Source organism: Gilvimarinus xylanilyticus (genome assembly GCF_024195295.1).
In the GTDB taxonomy this organism is placed as follows: Bacteria; Pseudomonadota; Gammaproteobacteria; order Pseudomonadales; family Cellvibrionaceae; genus Gilvimarinus; species Gilvimarinus xylanilyticus.
On sequence record NZ_JAMFTH010000002.1, the window covers coordinates 288,957 to 311,064 of the forward strand.

The 22,108-nt window shown below is 55.8% G+C and carries 16 protein-coding genes; 12 read left to right on the forward strand and 4 right to left on the reverse strand.

Annotated features, from left to right (window positions below):
* Positions 1-149 precede the first annotated feature (149 nt).
* The 3 genes from M6D89_RS10200 to M6D89_RS10210 form a co-directional block, all read right to left on the reverse strand.
* Positions 150-1,739 carry a general secretion pathway protein GspF gene (locus M6D89_RS10200; protein WP_253967961.1) on the reverse strand — a complete coding sequence of 530 codons (1,590 nt, stop codon included), beginning with the start codon at positions 1,737-1,739 and terminating at the stop codon, positions 150-152.
* A gap of 480 nt (positions 1,740-2,219) precedes the next feature.
* Positions 2,220-4,661 (reverse strand): LamG domain-containing protein, encoded by a 2,442-nt coding sequence (locus M6D89_RS10205; protein WP_253967962.1) that lies wholly within the window; start codon positions 4,659-4,661, stop codon positions 2,220-2,222.
* Positions 4,662-4,890: 229 nt separating this feature from the next.
* On the reverse strand, positions 4,891-6,096 hold the full coding sequence (locus tag M6D89_RS10210; protein WP_418930355.1) for a hypothetical protein: 1,206 nt from the start codon (positions 6,094-6,096) through the stop codon (positions 4,891-4,893).
* 182 nt (positions 6,097-6,278) lie between these two features.
* Between M6D89_RS10210 and M6D89_RS10215 the strand changes: the two genes are divergently transcribed.
* The 12 genes from M6D89_RS10215 (at position 6,279) to katG (ending at position 21,472) form a co-directional block, all read left to right on the forward strand.
* Positions 6,279-8,954 (forward strand): HzsA-related protein, encoded by a 2,676-nt coding sequence (locus M6D89_RS10215; RefSeq protein WP_253967963.1) that lies wholly within the window; start codon positions 6,279-6,281, stop codon positions 8,952-8,954.
* A complete protein-coding gene (locus M6D89_RS10220) occupies positions 8,954-9,715 on the forward strand; it encodes an outer membrane beta-barrel protein (protein WP_253967964.1) in 762 nt (253 codons plus the stop codon). The genes M6D89_RS10215 and M6D89_RS10220 overlap by 1 nt, the downstream gene beginning before the upstream one ends.
* Positions 9,685-10,323 carry an outer membrane beta-barrel domain-containing protein gene (locus M6D89_RS10225; protein ID WP_253967965.1) on the forward strand — a complete coding sequence of 213 codons (639 nt, stop codon included), beginning with the start codon at positions 9,685-9,687 and terminating at the stop codon, positions 10,321-10,323. Before M6D89_RS10220 ends, M6D89_RS10225 begins: the two co-directional genes overlap by 31 nt.
* 16 nt (positions 10,324-10,339) lie before the next feature.
* Positions 10,340-10,825, forward strand: a complete 486-nt coding sequence (locus M6D89_RS10230; RefSeq protein WP_253967966.1) for a TlpA family protein disulfide reductase — start codon at positions 10,340-10,342, stop codon at positions 10,823-10,825.
* Positions 10,822-11,034, forward strand: a complete 213-nt coding sequence (locus tag M6D89_RS10235) for a DUF4266 domain-containing protein (RefSeq protein WP_253967967.1) — start codon at positions 10,822-10,824, stop codon at positions 11,032-11,034. The genes M6D89_RS10230 and M6D89_RS10235 overlap by 4 nt, the downstream gene beginning before the upstream one ends.
* Positions 11,035-11,119: 85 nt before the next feature.
* Positions 11,120-12,208, forward strand: a complete 1,089-nt coding sequence (locus tag M6D89_RS10240) for a DUF3570 domain-containing protein (protein WP_253968046.1) — start codon at positions 11,120-11,122, stop codon at positions 12,206-12,208.
* Positions 12,209-12,505: 297 nt separating this feature from the next.
* Positions 12,506-13,195 carry a GOLPH3/VPS74 family protein gene (locus tag M6D89_RS10245; RefSeq protein WP_253967968.1) on the forward strand — a complete coding sequence of 230 codons (690 nt, stop codon included), beginning with the start codon at positions 12,506-12,508 and terminating at the stop codon, positions 13,193-13,195.
* Between the two features lie 24 nt (positions 13,196-13,219).
* Positions 13,220-13,555: a DUF6694 family lipoprotein gene (locus M6D89_RS10250; RefSeq protein ID WP_253967969.1), complete on the forward strand. Its 336-nt coding sequence runs from the start codon at positions 13,220-13,222 to the stop codon at positions 13,553-13,555.
* Between the two features lie 26 nt (positions 13,556-13,581).
* Positions 13,582-14,538: a DUF4862 family protein gene (locus tag M6D89_RS10255; RefSeq protein WP_253967970.1), complete on the forward strand. Its 957-nt coding sequence runs from the start codon at positions 13,582-13,584 to the stop codon at positions 14,536-14,538.
* Positions 14,539-14,780: 242 nt separating this feature from the next.
* Positions 14,781-17,681 carry an NAD-glutamate dehydrogenase domain-containing protein gene (locus M6D89_RS10260; protein ID WP_253967971.1) on the forward strand — a complete coding sequence of 967 codons (2,901 nt, stop codon included), beginning with the start codon at positions 14,781-14,783 and terminating at the stop codon, positions 17,679-17,681.
* Positions 17,682-17,839: 158 nt separating this feature from the next.
* Positions 17,840-18,943, forward strand: a complete 1,104-nt coding sequence (locus M6D89_RS10265) for a glycoside hydrolase family protein (protein WP_253967972.1) — start codon at positions 17,840-17,842, stop codon at positions 18,941-18,943.
* A gap of 312 nt (positions 18,944-19,255) precedes the next feature.
* Positions 19,256-21,472, forward strand: a complete 2,217-nt coding sequence (gene katG / locus M6D89_RS10270; protein WP_272496039.1) for a catalase/peroxidase HPI — start codon at positions 19,256-19,258, stop codon at positions 21,470-21,472.
* A gap of 147 nt (positions 21,473-21,619) precedes the next feature.
* On the opposite strand, the gene M6D89_RS10275 is transcribed toward katG, so the two are convergent.
* The gene (locus M6D89_RS10275; protein ID WP_253967973.1) at positions 21,620-22,087 is read right to left on the reverse strand and encodes an FAD-binding oxidoreductase; all 468 of its coding nucleotides are present in this window, start codon (positions 22,085-22,087) and stop codon (positions 21,620-21,622) included.
* Between the last annotated feature and the right edge of the window lie 21 nt (positions 22,088-22,108).

A 22,108-nucleotide genomic window follows, 5' to 3' on the forward strand; every position in this document is an offset into this window, starting at 1 on the left:
TCTTGGTTACTTCTTGCCGCACTGCAAGAAGTCACTCGCCCGCCCGGCGATTGAGGGCACACAGTTAAAAAGTAACACCGACACAATCGTTAAACTTACGAGCTTAAAGATGTAGTGCTTTATAAGAATAAGGCGCACCGCCCAACCCGCTACACCGGATTCCCAATCCCCCCATCGCAAATCGGATTCATCGCCGTCAACCGATCCATCAAGGTCGCATTCCCCAAACCATGCTGGGGGAACAGCGTGGGGAATAAATGCTGCTCGTTATGCAGTGCCATATAATTCAGCACCAAAGTCTCCACCAATAAGTTCACGTTATTAGCGGCGGGGCTGGAGGCGGTTTCTACGTCGCCGCTGCGGCGCATGTAGCCCAATTGCTGATGCACGGCTTGTTCTTCCAGCGAGCCGCCGACGATGCCGGGGCGGCCATTGGGGTTGTAGACCAGAAAGAAGCTGGCGGCGGTTTGCTGATTGTCGCCGGTCCAGACGCCTTTGCCGCGTCCGTTTACGGATTCATCCAGCATGCCGTTGGAGAACACCGAACCGTCGGAGAATACGTAAATCATGACCGGTACGCCCACGCGGGCGGCGTATTCAATGCAGGCGCCAATGCAGCGCCCGGCGCGCAGGTCGCGGATTTCGCCGGTGGCGCGGTCGCCGGTGTGGTAGTCGTAACCGCCCATGGTAATGGTGCCCGCACCGGCGTAACCGTTAACCACCAGTTTCATTATTGATGCGGCCTTGCGGAATTCGCCGTCGGAGTCGAACTCGTCAAAACTGAAAATACCGGCGGGGCCGACAATGTCCGGGTCGGCCACCGGGTCGATAGCGGCAGGGTTGCCGAAGCGGTCGGCGAGATCGGCGCTTTTGACATAGCCGCAGCGCATTAAATCTTTTAATACCGTATCGCGCACGCTGCCGGTATTCACCGCGCCCAGCTTGGCGTTGCTGATGCGGTACATGGATTCCATTACCGCGACTGTGTCCGACTGGCTGAGCAGGCCCACTAAATCGCCCACATCCACCAGGCCCGAGACATCGCTGGGGCGGTCGACTTTAGTGGGGCGCACTTCGGGGTTAATCAGCATTTCGGGCGCAAGAGAGTTACCGCCCGAGTCGCTGGCGCGCGAACCGATAAGCGCCAGCAGCGAGCCGTTGGCACCTACGCGGTTAATGCCGTACATGGGGTTGTGGGGGTTGTTGCCGGTGTCGTTTTCCGAGCGCGCGGGAATCACCGCGCCGTTAACGCTGGCGGCGCGGTCGGTGCCTATGCGCTCTAAAATACCGCGCAGCATTTGGCTGTCGGAGTGAAAGGCCAGGCCCAAATCCTGATTAATAAAATCGCCCTGCCCGCTTTGCGGCGTCATATCGCCGGGCAAACCCTGTTTGCTGTAACCGGCGGTAGAGAGAAAATCCATTTGCCCACCGGGGCCACCGACTAATACATTCGAGCCCGCAATATTGGCGCCGCCTGCTAAATCGAAACAGATAAACGGAATTTTACCCGCGCCTTGGGTGGCTATGCCGCAGGCATCGCGCATGGCAGCCAAATCCGACGACAGTGCCGCTTCGGCCTGGCGTGGGTTGGCAAACAGGCTAAAGGCGCTGCCGCCCAACACGGTGGCCGTGCCTTTGTAAAAGCCCTGGCAGATCATATCGCGCCGGGTGATGGGGCGGCCGTGATCGTTGAGCTTTAGCGGTGCATCTGGGTGCAGGGGTTGTTTGTTTTTACGCATGGGGTGGCTCCTGGGCCTTATTGCGTTGTTTCAACTTTTGCTGTTCACTTTGAACATCTAACGTATGTTGTACTTTCATTGCATTGCTAAATGCACAAAATAATTCTGCTGAATTTTCAATTCTTTTTTCATATGCCCGTGTCGCCGGGCGTGGCGAGCTACTTTTTTCGGCAAAAAGTAACCGCCATCTCTCCTGCGCGTCCTGCGCGTCCTGCGCCCGCGATGTTAGTGAATCCCTTCACGTCAAAAACCTCGCCCAACAACTGGCCCCTTTCGGGGTGCCCTCCCTCCGACAAATTTTCGAGGGCCGCATAGACGCGCCTTCCATGGCGCGGCTATGCTTGCGCGAGCGTCCTGCTCACTTACCCTCGAAAATTGGCCTCCGCTCGGCTCAGTTGTAAACGGGCGAAAAACCCAAGCGGTTCCACGTTCTCCACGTCGATTTCAATACTTTTTAATGCCTAGTTACAGAAAACATTGTTAATGCACCAACATTATCGCGCTGCCGAGTGCTGCTGCGCAGGTGGCTTTTACGGCGGTGGCGGTGCGTTCGGCGTTGCAGTTGCTGCCGCAGTTGGCCATGGTGTCTATTAGGCGGTTTAGTTCTTCGCGCACTACCGCAGGCTCGGCCTGGTTGTTTAGGCTGGTGCCGTTTACTTCACCCCCAACCAGTGCGTTTAGCAGCGGGTCGATTATTTGCGCGCGGCCGGTGGTGTTAAAGGCTTGGGCCGGGGCGGCGTTGAAGTTAAAGCCGGTAAAAAACTCGCTGCGTTTGGTTGTGTCGTTGACCAGGGCGTTACAGTAGGCGACGGCCAGTTGGGTTATGCCCATTTGCTGGGCGGCGACAAAGCCGTCTATTTGCGCGGCTACCGGCAGTTGCTGTTCCACTTTTTCGTAGGTGGCGCGCACGGTTTCTGTGCTGTGGCTTATGCCGGTCATGGCGGCCAGGGATTGGTTAATGGCGGCGAAGGTTTTAATCCCAATGCGCGGTTGGTCGGCGATGTCGGCGGCCGGTGGTGGCGCGGGTGGTTCGGCTTCGATGCGTACGTATTCGTGCTCGCCTAAGCGATCGAAGGTTAAAAAGAAGGTATCCAGCTCGCTGCCCTGCTCCAGCCCGATGACGGCGCCCTGGCGGGATAAGTCTTGCTTGCCGTCTACATACTCGGCGGCGTTAATCTCGGTATCCAGCGCGGCGAATACCTGGCCGACGATGGCTTCGCGGCCGTTGATGCCGATGCGGATGCCTTCGAGATCAACGGTGGGAATGGGTTCGTCCCCCAGGCTGGCAAAGAAGGGTTCGCTGAACAGGTAGCTGTAGTCGTCAAACTGCTGCACCTGAAACACCACATAGGCCTGGCTTAGGCCGACTTTTTCGCTTACATCAAACAGCAAATAATACTTTTGCCCCACGCCCACCTCGTAGTTGGCGGCGATGGCCTCGGGCGGCAGGGCGCGGTTGTGAATGGCGAGAAAGCGCAGGCTGCCTTTCCATAAGCGATCCGACGAGACTTCGTTACCCACCACCAGGGCGTAGCTGGAATCCCACTCGTTGAGGTTGCCGGGTTCGGTTTCATCCACATCGCCGGTGTACTCGCCGTTAACGTAAATACGGCGGCCGTTGACCGGGTCAAAGGTAATCACCGTGTGTTGCAAGCTGGCCTGCAAACGCTCGTCGGCATCGGCGGTGGAGAGCGCTGGCATGCCATTGCCATCGGTGGTGGAGCTGCGGTGGAAAAAGTCGTAGTTGTACAGGGTTTGGCCCAGGGTAAAGTTGCGCACCTGAGTGCTGCCGGAGTAGCTGACAATGCGCGCCTCTTCCTGGGTGACGTTATCGGGTATGACCCAGGCCTCGATGCTGTACTCGCCGGTGGCGGTGATTAAATCGAACAGCTTGCGGCTGGTGGCGGTAGCGGCCTGAGCTTTGCCGTCGATAATGCGCAGCCCCCAGCTGGACATCCAATCCACATCGCCACTGATGGTTAAATCGGCGGCGGGCTCGACCCCGCTGGTGTCGTAGGCGATGCTGCCCTCGCCCGCTTTAAATTCGTACTTGGCGATTAGGTCGTTTTCTACCCGCCCGCCGGAGCTGGCGATAATGCCGTCGCCCAGTTGCAGGGCTTTGCTGATGACCAAGTCCGGGTTTACCTGAGTTACCGGCAGGCTGTTTACAAAGCTTTGAATGGCGCTTTGCATGGCGGCGGCATCGGATTGGCAGTTGTCGCTCCAGCAGTTGTGGCTTTCCAGCCCCAGGCGCTGTACCAAACGCGAGTCGGCGGGGTTGTCCAGGCGAATGCGGCTGCGCGCCGCGTCGTAAGAGACTTGTACATCGCTACTTCCCAAATAGGGTTGCTGCTGGGTGGGCGCGCTTTCGGCGTGGCAGCCGCTGCAGTATTGGCTGAGCAATGGGTACACGGTGCTGCTAAAGGTGCCTGGGCTGGCAGTAAAGTTTTTGCTCTGCCCCACGTCTTTTTCTACCGGCGGAATCAGCACAATTTCGTTGGTGAGCGAGCCGGTGCTGCTGGCCCAGTCGGTAATGTAGCCTTCAATAATATCCGCGCAGGCGGTGGCGCTGTCCAGCCAGCAGTTGTGACCGCCCGCCACCTTGGTAACCAGGGTGGATAATTGCGGCGTGCCCAAATCCACCAATGGCTCGCCCGCACTGTAAGCCTGGTTAATATCGTCGCTGCGCACAAAACGTGGCAGCTGACCGCCGGTGCCGTGGCAGCTGCCGCAGCGCTCCTGTGTGGCCAGGTTGTCCCAAATGTTTAGCTTGTACAGCTGAATGTCGTCGGTTTGCGGTGCCGGGCCGTTGTATTCCAGGCCGTTGCCGCCTCCGCCACCGGTATCCGGGTTGACGTTGGGGGTGGTGGCTTCGCCGCTGTCGGAGCCGCAGCCCGCCAGTAAAGCTGCGCTAACTACCAATGCGGCGAAACTCAGTGGTGCCTGGTGTTTTGAGTGCTTTACCGGATTATGGGGCGAGCGGTAACCGACGCTGAAATTCAGAACACGCGGTGAATACGTCCTTGTAGCTCTGCTCCAGCATCCATGCTGGAGAAGGTTCTGAATTTCAGCGCCGGTTGCCACCCTTCGCTTTATACAGCGGGAGAGGCGGATCGCGATTGTGCTCAGGTGTGATGTGATCGCCGCCATATTATTCACCCTTACAGTAGTCGGCGGTGTCAATAAACACCTGCTTTAAGTTGTAACCACTGGCGGCAAAGTTGCTCGTGGCGTTTGCAATTAAGGCGCGGTCGGCACTGTCGCCGGGTTTGCGCAGGCACACGGCGTTAAACACTTTTTCCACCTGGCAGCTGGCAAAGGCGCCCGAGTGGGCCAACTCCATGCCTAGGCTTTTAGCGCCGCTGCCACTGCCTTCAAGGCTTGGGTCCCAGGCCAGCACCACGTTGGGGCCGCGCCGCCAGTAGTTGTCCCAGTGGTCGTCGGGGGTGACGTAGCCCGGCGCAAAGGTGCCGGCGTTAATGTGGTATTTGGCCTCGACGCGGGTGCCGGTGGCGGGGTCGGTTTCGCCGTCCGTGTTGTAGTGAATGGCGCCGAACTGGGCGTCCGGGTCGGCGGCGGCATCGTACTCGTAGTCGTAGTAGGCAAAGGCCTGGGCCATGGGGTCCATGCCCGTGTGGCAGCCCACGCAGTTATTCAAAAACACCCGGCTGTCGCCGCCGGGGCTGCGGCTTACATCCTGGCGGATGCGGTCGGGAATACCGGTGGTGTCGTGTACCTGTTCTAAATCGCGGCACAAATGGTTGAGCAGGGTAAAGCGGAACATCGCGCGGTTGGTGCCGGCGTAAAAAAACGCTTTGGCGGCAGCGCGGCTGGTCATGACCCCGGCGGTGGCTTCGCTGGGCAAACCAGTAAGTGAAGACTGACTACGGCGGGTAAGCGTGTCTTTTAAGCTGGCGTCACTCGCCTCTAGAGCGCGATAGTGCTCGTTGTTGTCGGTGCTGTAAGCGGGCAGATCGTCACTGCCGGTATAGAGCACATTGCCATACAGCAGCTGGCGAAAGTCCTCGCCATCGCGCACCAGCCCCATCACCGTGGCGGTGTAATCGTTTAGCGGGGCGAAAGGCGTCATATCGCGGTTGGTCCAGGGCGTGGCCAGGGTTTTAAGGGTGGCGCGGTAAAAACCGTCGTTTTCCATGGCCATCCGCACTGCAGCGGCTGTGTCGCCACTGTCTATATGCTCGGCCATTTGCAGCAGCACGGTTTGGCTGGGCGGCACCCCGGCCACGCGCGAGTGAATTTGCAGCGCCTGCTCGCGCGGCCCGGCCTGCACCTGCACGGCGGCGCACAGCATGGCGGCGCCCAGCGCCAATCGCTTAAGTTGTTTGCTTAGGGGCATTCCCCGGCTCCACGGTTTTGTTCTATAACCGACTATTATAGGCGCATGGCAAAGGGTATCCTGTGGTTTGCGCCGGGCAGTCTTGTCTACCCAATCACAAATACATCAATTGGTGGCAGATTGCGCCATCGCTAAGGCTAGAATAACTCGCTCACCCTAACGCTCAAAAAGAGTTTGACTGCATGGAATGGCCCCACTCGATCTTGCCCGTCGCACCGCTTAAGCGATTATTGCTGAGCTGCACAGCCGCCACTCTGGCCGCCTGTGGCGGAGGCGAGGGCGGTGTATCCGGCGGCGGACAAGATCCGGACCCAGTGGTGGTGGATTTACCCATTGCTTATATTCAGCGCGCACTGCCCCGCGACGACGAGGGCGAACTTGAGGCCCCGGAACCCTTCGCGCGGGATGACTTTGCCCCAGGCGCCCGGTTATTTTTAAAAGAGCGCGCCACCGACTCGGCCCTGACCGTTAACATCACTGATCGCGCCTTTGGCGAGGGCGCCGAATACGATGTAAGAGATTTAAGCGCGCACCCCAATGGCGAGCGACTGCTATTCGCCCTGCGTGCGCCCGAGCTTGAAGACGTAGACGAGGACGAACAACCCAGCTGGAATATTTGGGAGTACAACCTGGAGCTGGACAGCCTGCGCCGGGTGATTGAATCGGACATTGTCGCCGAGCAAGCCGACGACATTAACCCCCGCTACCTGCCTGACGGGCGCATTGTGTTTTCCTCCACCCGCCAGGTGCGTAGCCGGGCTATTTTGCTGGACGACAACAAACCCCAGTACGCCGCCCAAAGTGAAAGCGGCGATGGCCCGGCCTTTGTCCTGCACTCCATGAACAGTGACGGTACCGATATCCGCCAGCTGACCTACAACCAAAGCCATGACTGGGAACCACTACTGCTGGAAGACGGGCGCCTGCTTTACACCCGCGCCGACAACTACCGCAATAACCGCATTAGCTACTACACCATGCGGCCCGATGGCACCGACGCCCGGCTGCACTACGGCTACCACACCCGTCTGGGCGACGAGACACCCTGGCTGTTTAACCCCGAATTGCTGCCCGACGGCCGCCTGGTAGGCATTTATAAGCCCCGCGACACAATGCTGGGCGGCGACATGGTGGCCATCAACCACACCGATTACGTTGAAGATAACCGCGCCCTTACCTCAAGCGAAGAAGAGACCAGCCTGGCCGAGGATGCCGCGCTGGATACCCTGACAGTCCTGCCGGTGATGATTGACGGCAGTATCTCTCGCCACGGGGAATTCTCGGCCCTGACGCCACTGTACGATGGCACCAACCGCTTGCTGGTCAGCTGGAGTCAGTGCCGCCTGCTGGACCCGGTTGAGCCGGAAAACCCGGACAGTGAAAACCGCACCGTGCCCTGCACTGAAGATAATTTGGCGCGCGAGCTGGAAGCGGCGCCGCCGGTATACGGTTTGTGGATTTACAACCTGGACGACAATACCCAACAGCCGGTGATTGTGCCCGCCGAAGACGTTTACTACACCGATATCGTCACCCTGGAGCCGCGCGCCCCGGCCGATTATCGGCCACCCACCACCGACCCCGACTTGGCCGCCGAAGGTCTGGGCGTGCTGCATATTCGCAGCGTTTACGACATAGACGGCGTGGACAGCACCAGCGCGGGTATCGAAAACCTGCGCGACCCGGCACAGTTTAATGCCAGCGAGCGCCCTGCACGTTTTCTGCGCCTGGTAAAAGCCGTCTCCGAACCGCCGGATGAGATTTTAAATGTTCCCGGCAGCGCCTTTGGTATCAGCAGCGCACAGCGCTTCAAAGAGGTGCTGGGTTATGTTCCGGTGGAGCCCGACGGCTCGGTTAAAACCCTGGTACCCGCTGACGTGGCCTTTACTCTGTCGGTCCTGGACGGCAATGGCCGACGAATCAGCCCCCGCCACCAGCATTGGTTACAGCTGCGCCCGGGCGAGACCTTCGAGTGCCAGGGCTGCCATGATGGCGACACCCAAATCCCCCACGGTCGGTTAAACGCCGGGCCAGAGACGATTAACACGGGCGCCGAAACCACCGGTGCCCCCTTTGCCAATACCGACCCCGCGCTGTTTGCCGACATGGGCGAAACCATGGCCGAGGTGTACGCGCGCATTGCCGGCATCCGCCGCCCCAATGTGAATATTGAATACACCGACGATTGGACCGACCCCGACGTGCGCGAACCGGACGAGTCCTTCGCTTGGCGCTATGAAGACCTGGCCGCCGCACCCGAGGCCATCCCCACCACCGAGGCCTGCCTTGAGGCCTGGAACGCCCAGTGCCGCATTGTCATCAATTACCCGCAACACATTCAGCCGCTGTGGAATAAACCCCGCATCGAACTTCGCGACGATGGCAGTGTACTGGCCGACAACACCTGCACCGGTTGCCACAGCCCGCTGGACCTTGACGGCCTTGTACAGATTCCGGCAGGGCAGTTAGACTTAAGCGCCAGCGAAAACAATACGCCCCACCTCACCTCTTACCGGCAGCTACTGGCCACCCGTTTCGAGCAAGAAGTGGTAGACGGCGTGCTACAGGATATTTTAATTGAAAGCGGCGAGTATGAAGTGGACGAAGACGGCGAGCTGATACTGGATGCCGAGGGCAACCCCATTCCGATCTTAGTGCGGGTGCCCGTGGGTCGGCCCATGTCGCCGGCCGGCGCCTGGGCCAGCGCCCGGTTCTTTAACGCGTTAAACAATTTTGCGCCAGAAGAACAAACCTTTGACCATCGCGGCCTGCTAAACGCCAGCGAGCAAAAATTACTAACCGAGTGGCTCGATATCGGGGCCCAGTACTATAACAACCCATTTGACGTGCCCGATTAATGCCAAACCTTGTTAAGCCAAGCTTGTTACTGTTGCTGCTGTTTAGCGCGCCGCTGCATGCCGGTTGGTTAGACTGGTGGAGCGAAGATGAACCCCTGGTGGTCACCGTTAACAGCGCTTACATAGATGTATACACTGGCCCCGGCCGGGGCTACCCCATCTTTTATGCGCTGGAAAAAGGCGAAACCATCACCCTGCTAAAAAGCCGCACCGGTTGGATTAAGGTTGCCACCGCGCGGGGGCAAGAAGGCTGGGTTAAACGCGACACCATGGCCGACACCATAGATAGCACCGGCGAGCCGCCAGACTTTACCGACGACTATCGCTCGGACGCGGTGGTGGGGCAATTTGAGTTGGGCGCCGCCTTTGGCGATTTTGATGGCGCCGATTCCACCACACTCAGTTTGGGCTACCGCTTTACCCGCAACCTGACCATCGAAGCACGCTACGGCGAACAGGCCGGCAGCTTTTCCGACAGTGATGTGGCATCACTGGGGCTTACCCATCAGCCCTTCCCCGAATGGCGAGTATCGCCTTACTTGGGACTGGGAGCGGGGATTATTAACATTAACCCCAGCGCCACCCTGGTGGATACCGAGGATCGCGAAGACACCGTATGGCAGGCCAGCCTGGGGACCTATGTGTATTTATCGCGCCGGTTTTTTCTGCGCCTGGACTACACCAACCATTATTTGCTTACAAGCCGCGAAACTAACGACGAGGTTGACGAATGGCGAGTCGGATTCAACGTATTTTTCTAGCGGCCCTGGCCTGCTTACCCCTGGGCGCAAACGCTCAGCAAGATGACCCGCTGGAACCTATTGTGGGATCGGATATCGAGCGCCGCGACATTGACGAAGACATGCTGGATTCGGAAAACTTTGAAATCGGCGTGTATGGCGGCGCACTGGGTATTGAAGACTTTGGCAGCAACGCGGTTGTGGGCGTAAGCCTAGCTTACCATATAACCGAAGACTTTTTCTTTGAGGCCATTTACGGCGTTAGCGAGGCGCAGAAAACCAGTTACGAGCTACTCAGCGGTGCGGTAGAATTTTTAACCGATGATCAGCGCGAGTACAGCTACTATAACTTGTCGTTGGGCTACAAGCTGTTTCCCGGCCAAGCGTTTTGGAGCGAGAATACCGCCTTTAACACCCACTTTTATGTCACCGCAGGCGGCGGCAACACCGAATTTGCCGACAACCGATACGCCACCTATTCGCTGGGTGCCGGCTACAAAATTTATTTTACCGACTGGTTCGCGCTGGACATAGGCCTGCGCGATTATATGTTCAGCCACGAGCTGTTTGGCGAACCCCGCGACACTAATAACTTTGAAGGCCGACTGGGTCTGTCGGTTTTCTTTTAACCCGTAAGGATTGGCTATGACATTTTGGCACAAGACACTTTTGGCAATTACTATCTGGGTAACCGCCACAGGCGTTCAGGCACAACAGAGCGCACCCGACTTCACCTTAAAAAGCACCACCGGCGATAACCAGCGTCTGGCCGAGCAACGCGGCAATGTAGTCATGCTGAATTTTTGGGCCAGCTGGTGCGCCCCCTGTCGCAAAGAAATGCCTTTACTGGATGAGCTATACCAACGCTACCAAGACGCGGGATTTGTGTTGTACGGGATTAACGTAGAGTCAGACACAGACGCCGCCGACAAACTGCTGGAAGATATCCCTGTCAGTTTTCCGGTGCTTTACGACCCCACCAGCAAAGTCAGTGAACTGTATGGGGTAGACGCCATGCCCACCACCATTTTGATTGATCGCGACGGCAACATCCGCCACACCAACCGCGGCTACCGCTCGGGCGATGAAGAAAAGTACCGCAAGCAAATCAAAGAGCTGATTCGCGAATGATTCGCTCATTGTTGCTGATAACGGTCGTAGTACTCGCCAGTGGTTGCAGCCCCTGGGTAAAACCCTACGAGCGGGAAAACTTGGCCGATGAAATCATGGACTTTAATCGCGACCCCATTGCCAGCAATTATTTACACCATGTGTACGAGGCGCGCGAGGGAGCGCGCGGCGCCGATGGCGCCAGCGGAGGCGGTTGTGGGTGTAACTGATTTAGTTCGCAGCACGCTTAACGCGAAACGCAGAACGCCAATTGCTCAAGTCGCAGCGTTGGGGGTTTTGCTACTGCTGGCGAGCATGTCCCTTCAAGCCGAAGTGCTGGACCCGGACCGGGTGGATGTGATGTACCACAGCTACGATGGCGGCGGCGCGACTATTGATGGCCCGTCGGTCTTGGTGCGTAAAAATATTGGCAGCAATGTGGCTGTATCAGCCAACTATTATGTGGACATGGTATCGTCCGCGTCTATTGATGTATTAGCCACCGCCAGCGAATACTCGGAAAAGCGCACCGAGTATTCGCTGGGCACCGAGTATTTGCACGACCGCACTATTATCAGCGCTGGCTATACCAGTAGCGAAGAAAACGACTACAGTGCTGAAACCGGAAGTCTGGGAATTAGCCAAAGCTTTTTTGGCGATTTAACCACATTAAGTTTTGGTTTTAGCTTTGGTAAAGACGTTGTAGGTAAAAACGGGCGACCTAACTTTGAACACGACGTAGAACGCCGTCGCTACCAATTGAACTTAACCCAAGTCATCACCAAATCGTTTATCGCCGCCGCCAGCGTTGAGGCCGCCGTGGACGAAGGCTATTTAAACAACCCCTACCGCCAGGTTCGCTATTTAGACCCCAACGCCGCCCAGGGCTATAGCTACCAGGCTGAAGTGTACCCCCACACCCGCAATTCGGATGCCGTAGGTCTGCGGGGCATATACTATTTACCCTACCGCGCCAGCATCCGCGCCGATGCCCGCTACTATGACGATAGCTGGGGCATAACCGCGAAAAACTGGGCCCTGCGCTACACCCAGCCCTGGGGCGAGCGCTGGCTGTTTGAGGTGAAGTACCGCGCCTATCAACAAACCAATGCCGACTTTTACTCCGACCTATTTCCCTTTCGCGATGCACAAAACTTTCTCGCTCGCGACAAAGAGCTCAGCGAGTATCAATCGGACAATTTTGGCCTGGGCGTGACCTACGACATCCCCGAACGCTGGCTGTGGAGCTTTGAGAAAAGTACCATCAATTTATACTGGGATTATTTCGACTTTAACTACGACAACTTTCGCAATGTGCTGGATACCGAAGCTTCGCCGGGGGAAGAGCCGCTGTACAGTTTTGATGCCAATGTCATTCGGTTTTATTGGTCCCTGTGGTATTAAATAATGCCCTTTAGTTCTGACGAGCGCGCCGCTCTACTCGCATTAAAGGGTGTAGGCCCCACGGTTATTCAACGCTTTGGAGAGATTGGCATATAGGGCACCTCTATTAATCCAGCTCGCCCGGCACGAGCCTTACGACATTGCCGAACTCGTGGCCGATATGCTCCACTCAAGCTGCTGGAAGAACAGCCCCAGGGCTCTGGCATCGGTGGAGGCCGCGATTAATCGGGCCAAGCAGGGTAATTGAGGGAAAACGCTCAGTCATAGGGCTGACCAAGCAAATTACGGAGATAAGCGATGCAAAATAATAAACCACTTTACCTCTATCAAGAAATAATGCTGTTGGCTCTGCGCGATGAGAAGGGCACCATTTCCACCGGCTTTATTGAGCAGGTAATCGCCGGTGCGGTTTTGGCAGAGCTACTGCTTAACGAAAGAATCACGGTAGAAAGCGCCAAGAAGCCACTGGTTAACATAGAAAATTCAGCGCCCTGTGGAGACCCCGTAATAGACGAATGTCTTGCCAAAATGAAGGAGGCTAAGCGTAGAGCGTCGCTGCAAAACTGGGTATCGCGGCTTGCCGGGGTGAAAGACTTAAAATATAAAGCGGCGCAATCACTGTGCGATCGGGGCATTCTCAAAGCCGAGGAAGATAAAATTCTGTTTATTTTTACACGACGAATTTACCCCGAGCTAGACCCCATCCCGGAACGAGAGATTATTGAAAGATTAAAAACGGCTATATTTACCGACAAAGAGCCGCTTGATCCTCGCACCGTGGTATTAATTTCTCTGGCCAATGGCTCGGGAATGTTGAGCGAAACCCTGGGTCGCAAAGAGCTCAAACCTTACAAAAAGCGAATCGATAAAATTCAAGAGGGAGAACTAACCGGCGAAGCGACCAAACAAGTTATCAGCGCCTGCCAGTCAGCCGTTATTGTCGCAGCCGTTATGCCCGCCATCGCGGCCACTACCATCAGCAGCTAAAGAACCTAATGTATTGAGGATTTAATGAAAAGACTATTATTTATACTGCTATTTATCTGCGTTGCCGGGTGCGCCACTAGCAAACCAAACTTCGTATTTGACGGAAGCACAGCAGAATCGACTAAGGCCGGAATAGCGACAGTAATGAAACGCCTTGACCGAGCGGAGAAAATAAAGTTTGGAACTGCACTTGTAACTATTCAGTTTTCAGATATTAACACTGTCTACGAGGTGGCAAATAATCCAACGATGCAGCAATTCAACTACGCATTAATCGGCCGAAAAATTGATGGCCTAACCTACGACCAAGTACTGGAGCTTGCCAAGCAGTCGCCCAACCAATTTAAAGATTCTGACTGAGCCAATCAACTGAATAAGGATACTCCATGTCTTATTATGTAGGTGCCTACGCCTCCTCACCCTGCACTTCAGGCTGGAATCCAGAACTGGAAACCCGCTACTACCATCAGTTAAAGCAAATTCCATCGATTAAGGGCCTGGAACACCCATTTCTCGGTGAAAACCTGCACGCTTACGACGACGATTGGTTTTTAGAGAACATTGACCCTAATTGGCAATATGTTTTTACCTGTGTACCCGGCACTATGGGCGCGATAGGAATAAACCCTAATTTTGGTATTGCCTCGGATGATACAGCAGGTCGTGAGCAAGCCTTGGCCTTTATGGAAAAGGCTCGCGCTGCGATAGCGAAATTAAATGCCCACGCCGGACGCCAGGTGGTGCAAGCGATTGAAATGCAAACCGCGCCCAATAAAGCAAAGGCAAGCTCATCTGCTGCTTCGCTTAAAGCGTCGCTGGAAACCATGCTGCAATGGGATTGGCAGGGTGCGCGAGTTGTACTTGAGCATTGCGACACCTTGATTGAAGGGCAAGAGCCCGCCAAAGGTTTTTTAACGCTTGAGGACGAGATAGAGGTAATAAAAGCCGTTAACCAAACTCACAATGCCAATCTAGGGGTAGTCATTAACTGGGGGCGATCCGTTATTGAGACCCGCTCGACCACAGGTGCAATCGAACACATTCAACAAGCCAAACAGGCGGGCGTACTGGCCGGATTAATGTTTTCGGGCGCATCAGATCAAGACACACCCTATGGCGTGTGGGCGGATACGCATATGCCTGCCGCACCTTCAGAACATAGCGCTATCGGTGCCGAGCGCTCACTTATGAGCGAAGCACAGATTCACCGGTGCATTCACGCAGCCGACGCAAAGAACTTGCCGATTTTAGGTATAAAGCTGGGCATTCGCCCCAAAGATGAACGCCTTGAAAATCGCGTGGCATACAACCGCGAAGCTCTGGCCATGCTTGGACGGACATAGTATCGAAAACGTTTACGCGATCGAACTGCATCAGCCCGATTAACCCGAGGGATCAATAATCGCTCTGCGGGGTAAGGTTGGTATCAGTTTTGATACCAACCTGGGGGGATAAGAAATTTTATTGCCTTCAAGGGCGTCTACGGGAAAACATCAGTAACACAGCCCTGCAAAAGGGCATTCACGCTCACTAAAGCCCTTTAATGGCGCCCTATCCGCAGTCAGCACCAGACAAAGGAATGATCATGCCAAACGATTTGAAAGAAACGTTTAAGTCGGGGCTTATTCAGTATGTCACAGACTCGACCGATCGCATGTTGGACAACTTCTTCGCCATAATGCCGCAAAGTTATTTCGATTCTAACGACGAACGCACGATCCTTCAGCATTTATCGGCCATTTTATTGGCGAACATTTCCGGCACCCAAGAGCGCATCATGCTGGAAAATCATGATGCCAACCGCCAAACCTATATCCACTTTGGTGGCTACCCGGGGCTACTGGGGGATATCCTCAACCAAATCCCGGCACACAAAAGCCTTAAGCAAGCGCGCGCTTACACCGCTAAAAACAATTCCCTCGTCATCGATGTGTTTGATTTTAGTCAAGCGGAGCACACCGCCAACGATCAGAGATCGGCTCGACGAGAAGCGCTGCTCGCCGAGCTGGACAAGGTTTACATTGAATCCGATAAGGCGGTGACCGAAGTTACGCGGGACTTTATCCGCGCAGCGAATGACAACTATCTGGCCCGCCACTGCCTGCAAGAGTTGCTGGGGCACGCCCAGCTGGTGCAGAAAGTACGTCACTCGCTGGACACTGAATCACGTATTACGCCTGTGCCAGGCAGCTCATCGGTCTTTAATATCGCCTATGCCACGGGCCAGGTGGACTCTACTAACCTGTTCACCCGCGTGGCCCGTTTTTGCTGCAGGCATGAAATAGATATACGTGAAAGCTATGTTGAAAACTTTGACCTAGACACGCCGGCGCAACGCACCCTGCTGGTTTTACAAGTCGATATGCGCGGTTGTAACGACGACCAAATCAGGCAGTTTGGGGCGGAAATTAACCGCCTGGCCTACCTCGATAAGGAAGTTCTCGAACTCGCTTTTACGCGCCCCGGCTGGTCTTTGCTAGAGACAGAAGTGCTTGTGGGACTGTGTCACCTGGCCGATCAAGTGCTGGGCATCACTATAAGCCAAGAGTTAAGCCGCGATGCTATTTTAGCCGATGCCCTAAGCGACGAGAGTATTGCCCTATCGCTCGCACGGCTTGTGACCGTGCGGTTTGATGCAGAGCAATCTCATAATTTTGACCGACTCTATTCCCAACTGGCTCACACGATCAGTAACCGGGTGGCGGATAGCCGCATCGCGCAAACGTATAACACACTGCTGAAACTGAGCAAACACTTGCTTAAAGCCAACCTTTATGCGCAGCAACGCTACGCCCTGGCCTTTAATATAGATCCCGCCATAATGGTATCTGAGCAGCGCCCGCTACAAGCCTTTGGTATTTTTTATATTTTTGGCAAGGCGTTTGACGGCTTTCATGTGCGCTTTGAAGATATTGCCCGCGGCGGCGTGCGCATAGTGCAACCCAAAGGTATTGAGCAATACGCCATTGAAGTGAAGCGTCTGTTCGATGAAGCCTATCAATTGGCGAGTGCTCAGCAGCTGAAAAATAAAGACATACCCGAAGGAGGCTCCAAAGGCGTAATTTTGGTTAAGCCCTCGGCCAATACCTTGCGCTGCGGTAAATCCTATGTGGATGCCCTGCTAGACGTCATTGTCGATACCCCTCTTACCCAGGCTCAACGATGCGACTACTACCCTAAGCCCGAGCTTCTTTTTCTAGGCCCGGATGAGAATGTTTCGGATAATTTAATTGAGTGGATTATCCAGCGGGCCGAGCAGCGCCGTTACGCTCTGCCCAACTCGTTTATGAGTTCCAAGCCGGGCGCGGGCATCAATCACAAAGCCTATGGAGTCACCAGTGAGGGCGTGAATGTATTTTTGCGGGTGGGGCTGGAAAATATAGGCATTGATCCGGCAACGCAGCCTTTCACCGTTAAAATGACCGGCGGACCCGACGGCGATGTGGCGGGTAATCTTATACGTATTCTGTTTCGCGACTATGGCGACAAGGTAATCATTACCGGCATTGCCGACGGCAGTGGTTGTGCCGAAGACCCGAGTGGCCTTGAGCGCAACGAGCTGCTGCGCTTGGTCGCACACAACCTTACCATTGCTCAGTTTGACAGGTGCAAAGTCGGCCCCAACGGGCGTGTGTTGAGCATTGATGAACCCGGCGGCATTGAGGCGAGAAACACGCTGCACTGCCGTCTGCACACCGATGTTTTTGTCCCGGCCGGTGGGCGCCCTGGCACCATTAACGAAGCCAATGCAAAGTATTATCTGAATGCCGAAGGCAGACCCGCCAGTCAGCTCATTGTAGAAGGCGCCAACTTATTCTTAACCCCCCGGGCGCGCGAATGGTTAACCCGCCAGGGCGTGTTTATCGTCAAAGACAGCTCGGCCAATAAGTGCGGGGTAATATGCAGCAGCTACGAAATCGCTGCGGGTATGATGTTAAACGAAGCGGCGTTTTTGCGTATAAAACCTGAGTTTGTGGAACAGGTAACCCAAAAGCTTCGCGCTTTGGCGCTGCTGGAGGCGAAAACCCTGTTCCGGGAATTTTACTTTCACCCGGAATCCAGCCTGGCGCAGCTAAGTATGCAGCTGTCGCAAGAAATTATAACCCTCACCGATACTATTGCGAGGCTTATCGATTCAGAGAAAGTCTCACCCACGGGTGTCTGTCGCTCGCTGTTGCTGGAGTTTTTCCCCCAATCGCTGCTGCACAAAGCCGGCGATCGCGCACTGGATAAGCTGCCGGCCAGCTATTACGCGCGGGCTATGGCCTCGGTTCTGGCCAGTCGGATTGTCTACCACGAGGGCATTCGCCATATTCAGGCGCTGCCCGCTGATCGCTTAGAGCAGCATCTGATTCGCTATTTACAGCAGGAGGAAATTACCGCCGGCTTGCTTCGCACCATTGCAGACTCAGATATTGCAAACAAACAAATGCTTTTGGAGCTGATTAGCAAAGGCGCAACGGGCACTGCGCTGAAGTGGCGTTAAGCACCTATACCGAAACCGGGTATAGGCGCGGTGAAATGTAAAGCACTGCTTAAGCCGCCATTGAGTTTGGCTGTTGCGCCTGGATTTTTATGTGCGCGCTTCGCCCTGTGGGTAAATTCGGGTATCTTGGCGGCAAGATATTCAGACAGGAAAAGACTATGAATCCGACTAAGTCCCTGCTGGGGTTATTCGCAAGCCTTAGTTTAAGTGCCTGCAGTAGTGTACCGGCAGGCATGGGAAATCAGGTGAACGCCTGCGCCGGGCAAGACTCGCTGCGCATGGTAGATTATTTTGAGCCCATGCCCATGGGCCAGCAAAACGCCGAGGTATGGGGCGCCGCAGGTGTGCTGCCGCGGGACATTGCCAATGGTTTGGAAAGCGCAAAAGCCCAGCCCGAGTGGAATTACTGGGACGGTAAAATTATTAAGGGCCCCGAGGGCAAATACCATTTGTTCGCCAGCCGCTGGTCGGGTGATTTAACCCATTACGATTGGTCTAAATCGATTGCCGTACATGCCGTTAGCGACTCGCCTAAAGGCCCCTACCAAAACCCGCAACCGTTTTTCTCAGACCGCGATGGCCTGGGCCACAATATTACCGGCGGCGTACTGCCCGATGGCCGTTACTATGTGGTCGCCAGTGACGCAGGTCGCGCCGGGGATGTGTTTATCTCAGATACCATTGACGGCGAATTTGAGTTGCAGGGCACCGTAACCATGGAGGCCAATGGTCAGGACCTGGAGCATGCCGGAGCTAATGTGAGCATTATTGTGCGCCCCGACGATACCTTTATGCTGGTATCGCGTCCGGGTATTGTGATGCTTAGCGACGATATTATGGGGCCTTACGTTGCTCAGGGGCCCAGCATTTGGCCCACGGTTGAAGGCTACGATAACAGCAAGGCCGAAGACCCGATTGTCTGGTACAGCGGCGGCCTGTATCACATTACCCTTAACTGGTGGAACATTCGCAAGGCGCGCCATTTGGTCTCGCGCAACGGCATCGATAACTGGGTGGATACCGGCATCGCCTACGACCCGCGCCTGGGGTTTGAATATACCGACGGCAGTAAAAATACCTGGAGCCTGCTGGAGCGCCCTGGGGTGTTGGTAGAAAACGGCCACGTCACCCACTTCACTTTCTCGGCTCTGGATGTGAACAAGTGGGACGATATGGGCAACGACGCCCACGGCAGCAAGGTATTGGTAGTGCCTTTTGATGGCAAATGCTTTGATCGCGCGCTGGATGCGGCCCTGCCATAAAGCGGTCTGGAGCGGGCACAGGCTTTCGGTGCTCTTGCCCGCCCACCGGCCATAGACCAAGCTTTACGCATTATTTTGGTGCTTTTGGCTAAATTTCGGCAATTTTCACCCATAAGATATACGTATAGATGATCAACCAAAAGACCACCATTAAAAATACCTATCAAGCACTTCAATAAATGAAATTGGTTGCACCGATAAAGTGCATCTAAAGTTGTCGCCGATAACAAGTAACCCTGCTAGCCAATTACGGATACACCCTCTTGTTATCGCTCCTGTTTACCACAAACCACTGGAAAGAGGACAGCGACAATGACACCCTCAATGCCGAAAAGGCTTCTCTCAATCGCCGTACTGTGCGCTATGGGCGCTACCGCCCAAGCCAACACAGGCACTACCCCCAACAACGATTACTGGTGGCCCAACCGCCTGAGCCTGGAGCCGCTGCGCGACTCATCCGCCTCGGCCGACCCGCGCCCCGAGAATTTTGACTACCAGCAAGCGCTAAAAGATCTGGATGTAGAGGCGCTGAAAAAAGATTTGAAAGAGCTGATGACCACCTCGCAAGACTGGTGGCCCGCTGACTACGGTCACTATGGCCCCTTCTTTATCCGTATGTCGTGGCACGCCGCCGGTACCTACCGCATGGTGGACGGCCGCGGTGGCGCCGACGGTGGTATGCAGCGTTTTGCCCCGCTCAACAGCTGGCCCGACAACGCCAGCCTGGATAAAGCCCGCCGCCTGCTGCAGCCGATTAAGCAAAAGTACGGCAATAACTTGTCGTGGGCCGATCTGCTGGTATTGGCCGGCACCATTGGTATGGAAGACATGGGCTTTCCCATCATCGGTTTTGCCTTTGGCCGCGATGACGAGTGGGAACCCGAAGAAGTCAACTGGGGCCCCGAGGGCGAATGGCTAACCGACAAGCGCCACAGCGGTGATCGCAAGCTGGACAAGCCCTTTGGCGCTACCGAAATGGGCCTGATTTACGTCAACCCCGAAGGCCCCCACGGTAACCCAGACCCCCAAGCCGCCGCCCACGATATTCGCCAGGCCTTTGGCCGCATGGGCATGAACGATGAAGAAACCGTCGCCCTGATTGCCGGTGGCCACACCTTTGGTAAAGCCCACGGTGCGCACAAGCCCTCCGACTGTGTCGGCGCCGACCCGGAAGCCGCCAGCCTGGAAGATCAGGGCTTAGGGTGGAAAAACAAATGCGGTAAAGGCAACGCCGAAGATACCGTCACCAGTGGCCTAGAGGGCGCCTGGACCATCAGCCCGGCGCAGTGGACCCACAACTTTTTGCAAAACCTGTACGGCTTTGAGTGGGAGCTGAGCGCCAGCCCCGCCGGCGCCAAACAGTGGGTGCCTAAAGACGGTGCGGCCTCTACTATGGTGCCCGATGCCCACGACGCCACCAAGCGCCACGCTCCCATAATGATGACCACTGACCTGGCGTTAAAAGTTGACCCGGCCTATCGCGAAATTACGCAAAAGTGGTTGAACGACCCAGAAGAGTTTACCCGCGCCTACGCCCGCGCCTGGTTCAAACTGACCCACCGCGACATGGGCCCCACCTCACGTTACATCGGCGAGCTGGTTCCAGAGCAAACGTTCGTCTGGCAAGACCCAGTCCCCGAGGCGGACTACCAGCCAATTGGCGAGCGCGATATCAAAAAGCTCAAAAAAGCCATTTTGGATACTGACCTCAGCACCAGCGACCTGGTGAAAACCGCCTGGGCATCGGCCGCCTCCTACCGCGAGACCGATATGCGCGGCGGCGCCAATGGCGCACGCATTCGCCTGGCACCGCAAAAAGACTGGGCGGTCAACCAGCCCCAAGAGCTGCAGCGCGTGCTGAGTGTGTTGCAAGACGTGCAGAGCACTTTCAACGACAAGGCTGGTAAAACCCAGGTATCACTGGCCGATGTCATCGTTCTGGGCGGCGCCGTGGCCATTGAGCAGGCAGCGGATAAAGCCGGCTACGACATCGAGGTGCCCTTCTACCCCGGCCGTACCGATGCCAGCCAGGAAATGACCGACGTCGACACCTTTGCCTGGCTGGAGCCTAAGTCTGACGGCTTCCGTAACTACCACGCCAAAGGCTACGACCGTAACCCGGCCGAAGCACTGGTAGAGCGCGCCGCACTGTTGGATTTAAGCGTGCCGGAAATGACCGCACTGGTGGGTGGTATGCGCGTACTGCAAGCCAACGCCGATGGCAGCCAGCACGGTGTGTTTACCGATCAGCCGGGCGCGCTCAGCAACGACTTTTTCGTCAACTTGGTGGACATGTCCACCGTGTGGCAAAAGTCCGATGACCAGGCTGGTATTTTCCAGGGGTTGGATCGCGACACGGGCAAGGTGAAGTGGACCGCCACCCCGGTGGATTTGATCTTTGGCTCCAACTCCGAGCTGCGCGCTATTGCCGAGTTTTACTCGCAAGACGACAGCGACGAGAAATTTGTGCAGGACTTTGTCAGCGCCTGGAGCAAAGTGATGACCGCCGACCGGTTTGATCTGAAGTAATTGTCCTTTGGCAGGGGTTCGCCCCTGCGTTTTTAATTCCCTTTCTAATGGCTTTGCCCGGGTTTTACCCGGGCTTTTTTTCGCGGCAATTCTGCCTAAGACCTGCCAATCAATATCTGACTGTAGCCTGCGCCCAGTATAATCTCCTTAAGAGTCATCTTCCGGCACCGGCTTAATCACCGACACAGGTAGCACTCGTTCGCGCTGAGCGGGCTTAAGCGCTTCAATAGCTTTTTCTACCGATTGCTGTTCGGCGGTGCTTAACGCGCGATATCCCCGGTATTCAGGCCAGCCGTAGCCCCAGCGAAAATCGGTGGGCACGAAAGGAGTGCCGCCCAGCCTTACGCCCATATACATCACGCTAGCGATTACCGGCTCATCCAGCTTGGCAACACAGGCCTCTAAAGCTTGATCGGCCTCGCGGCGCTGGGTGTAGGTGCCACCGCGCCAGTAGGCAAAGTCGTGTTTTTCACAGCACTCCAGCCACAAGTCTTGCTGCTCTAACGTGCCATTGGGAAACCGGCTACAACCGTCGCTGCTAAAAGGGGCGATGCTCTGCGCCTGAATCAGCGGAACCGACAGGCCTAGCGCGATAATGGCGACGCTTTTTCTCATTGTCTTGTCATTGCTCAGGTT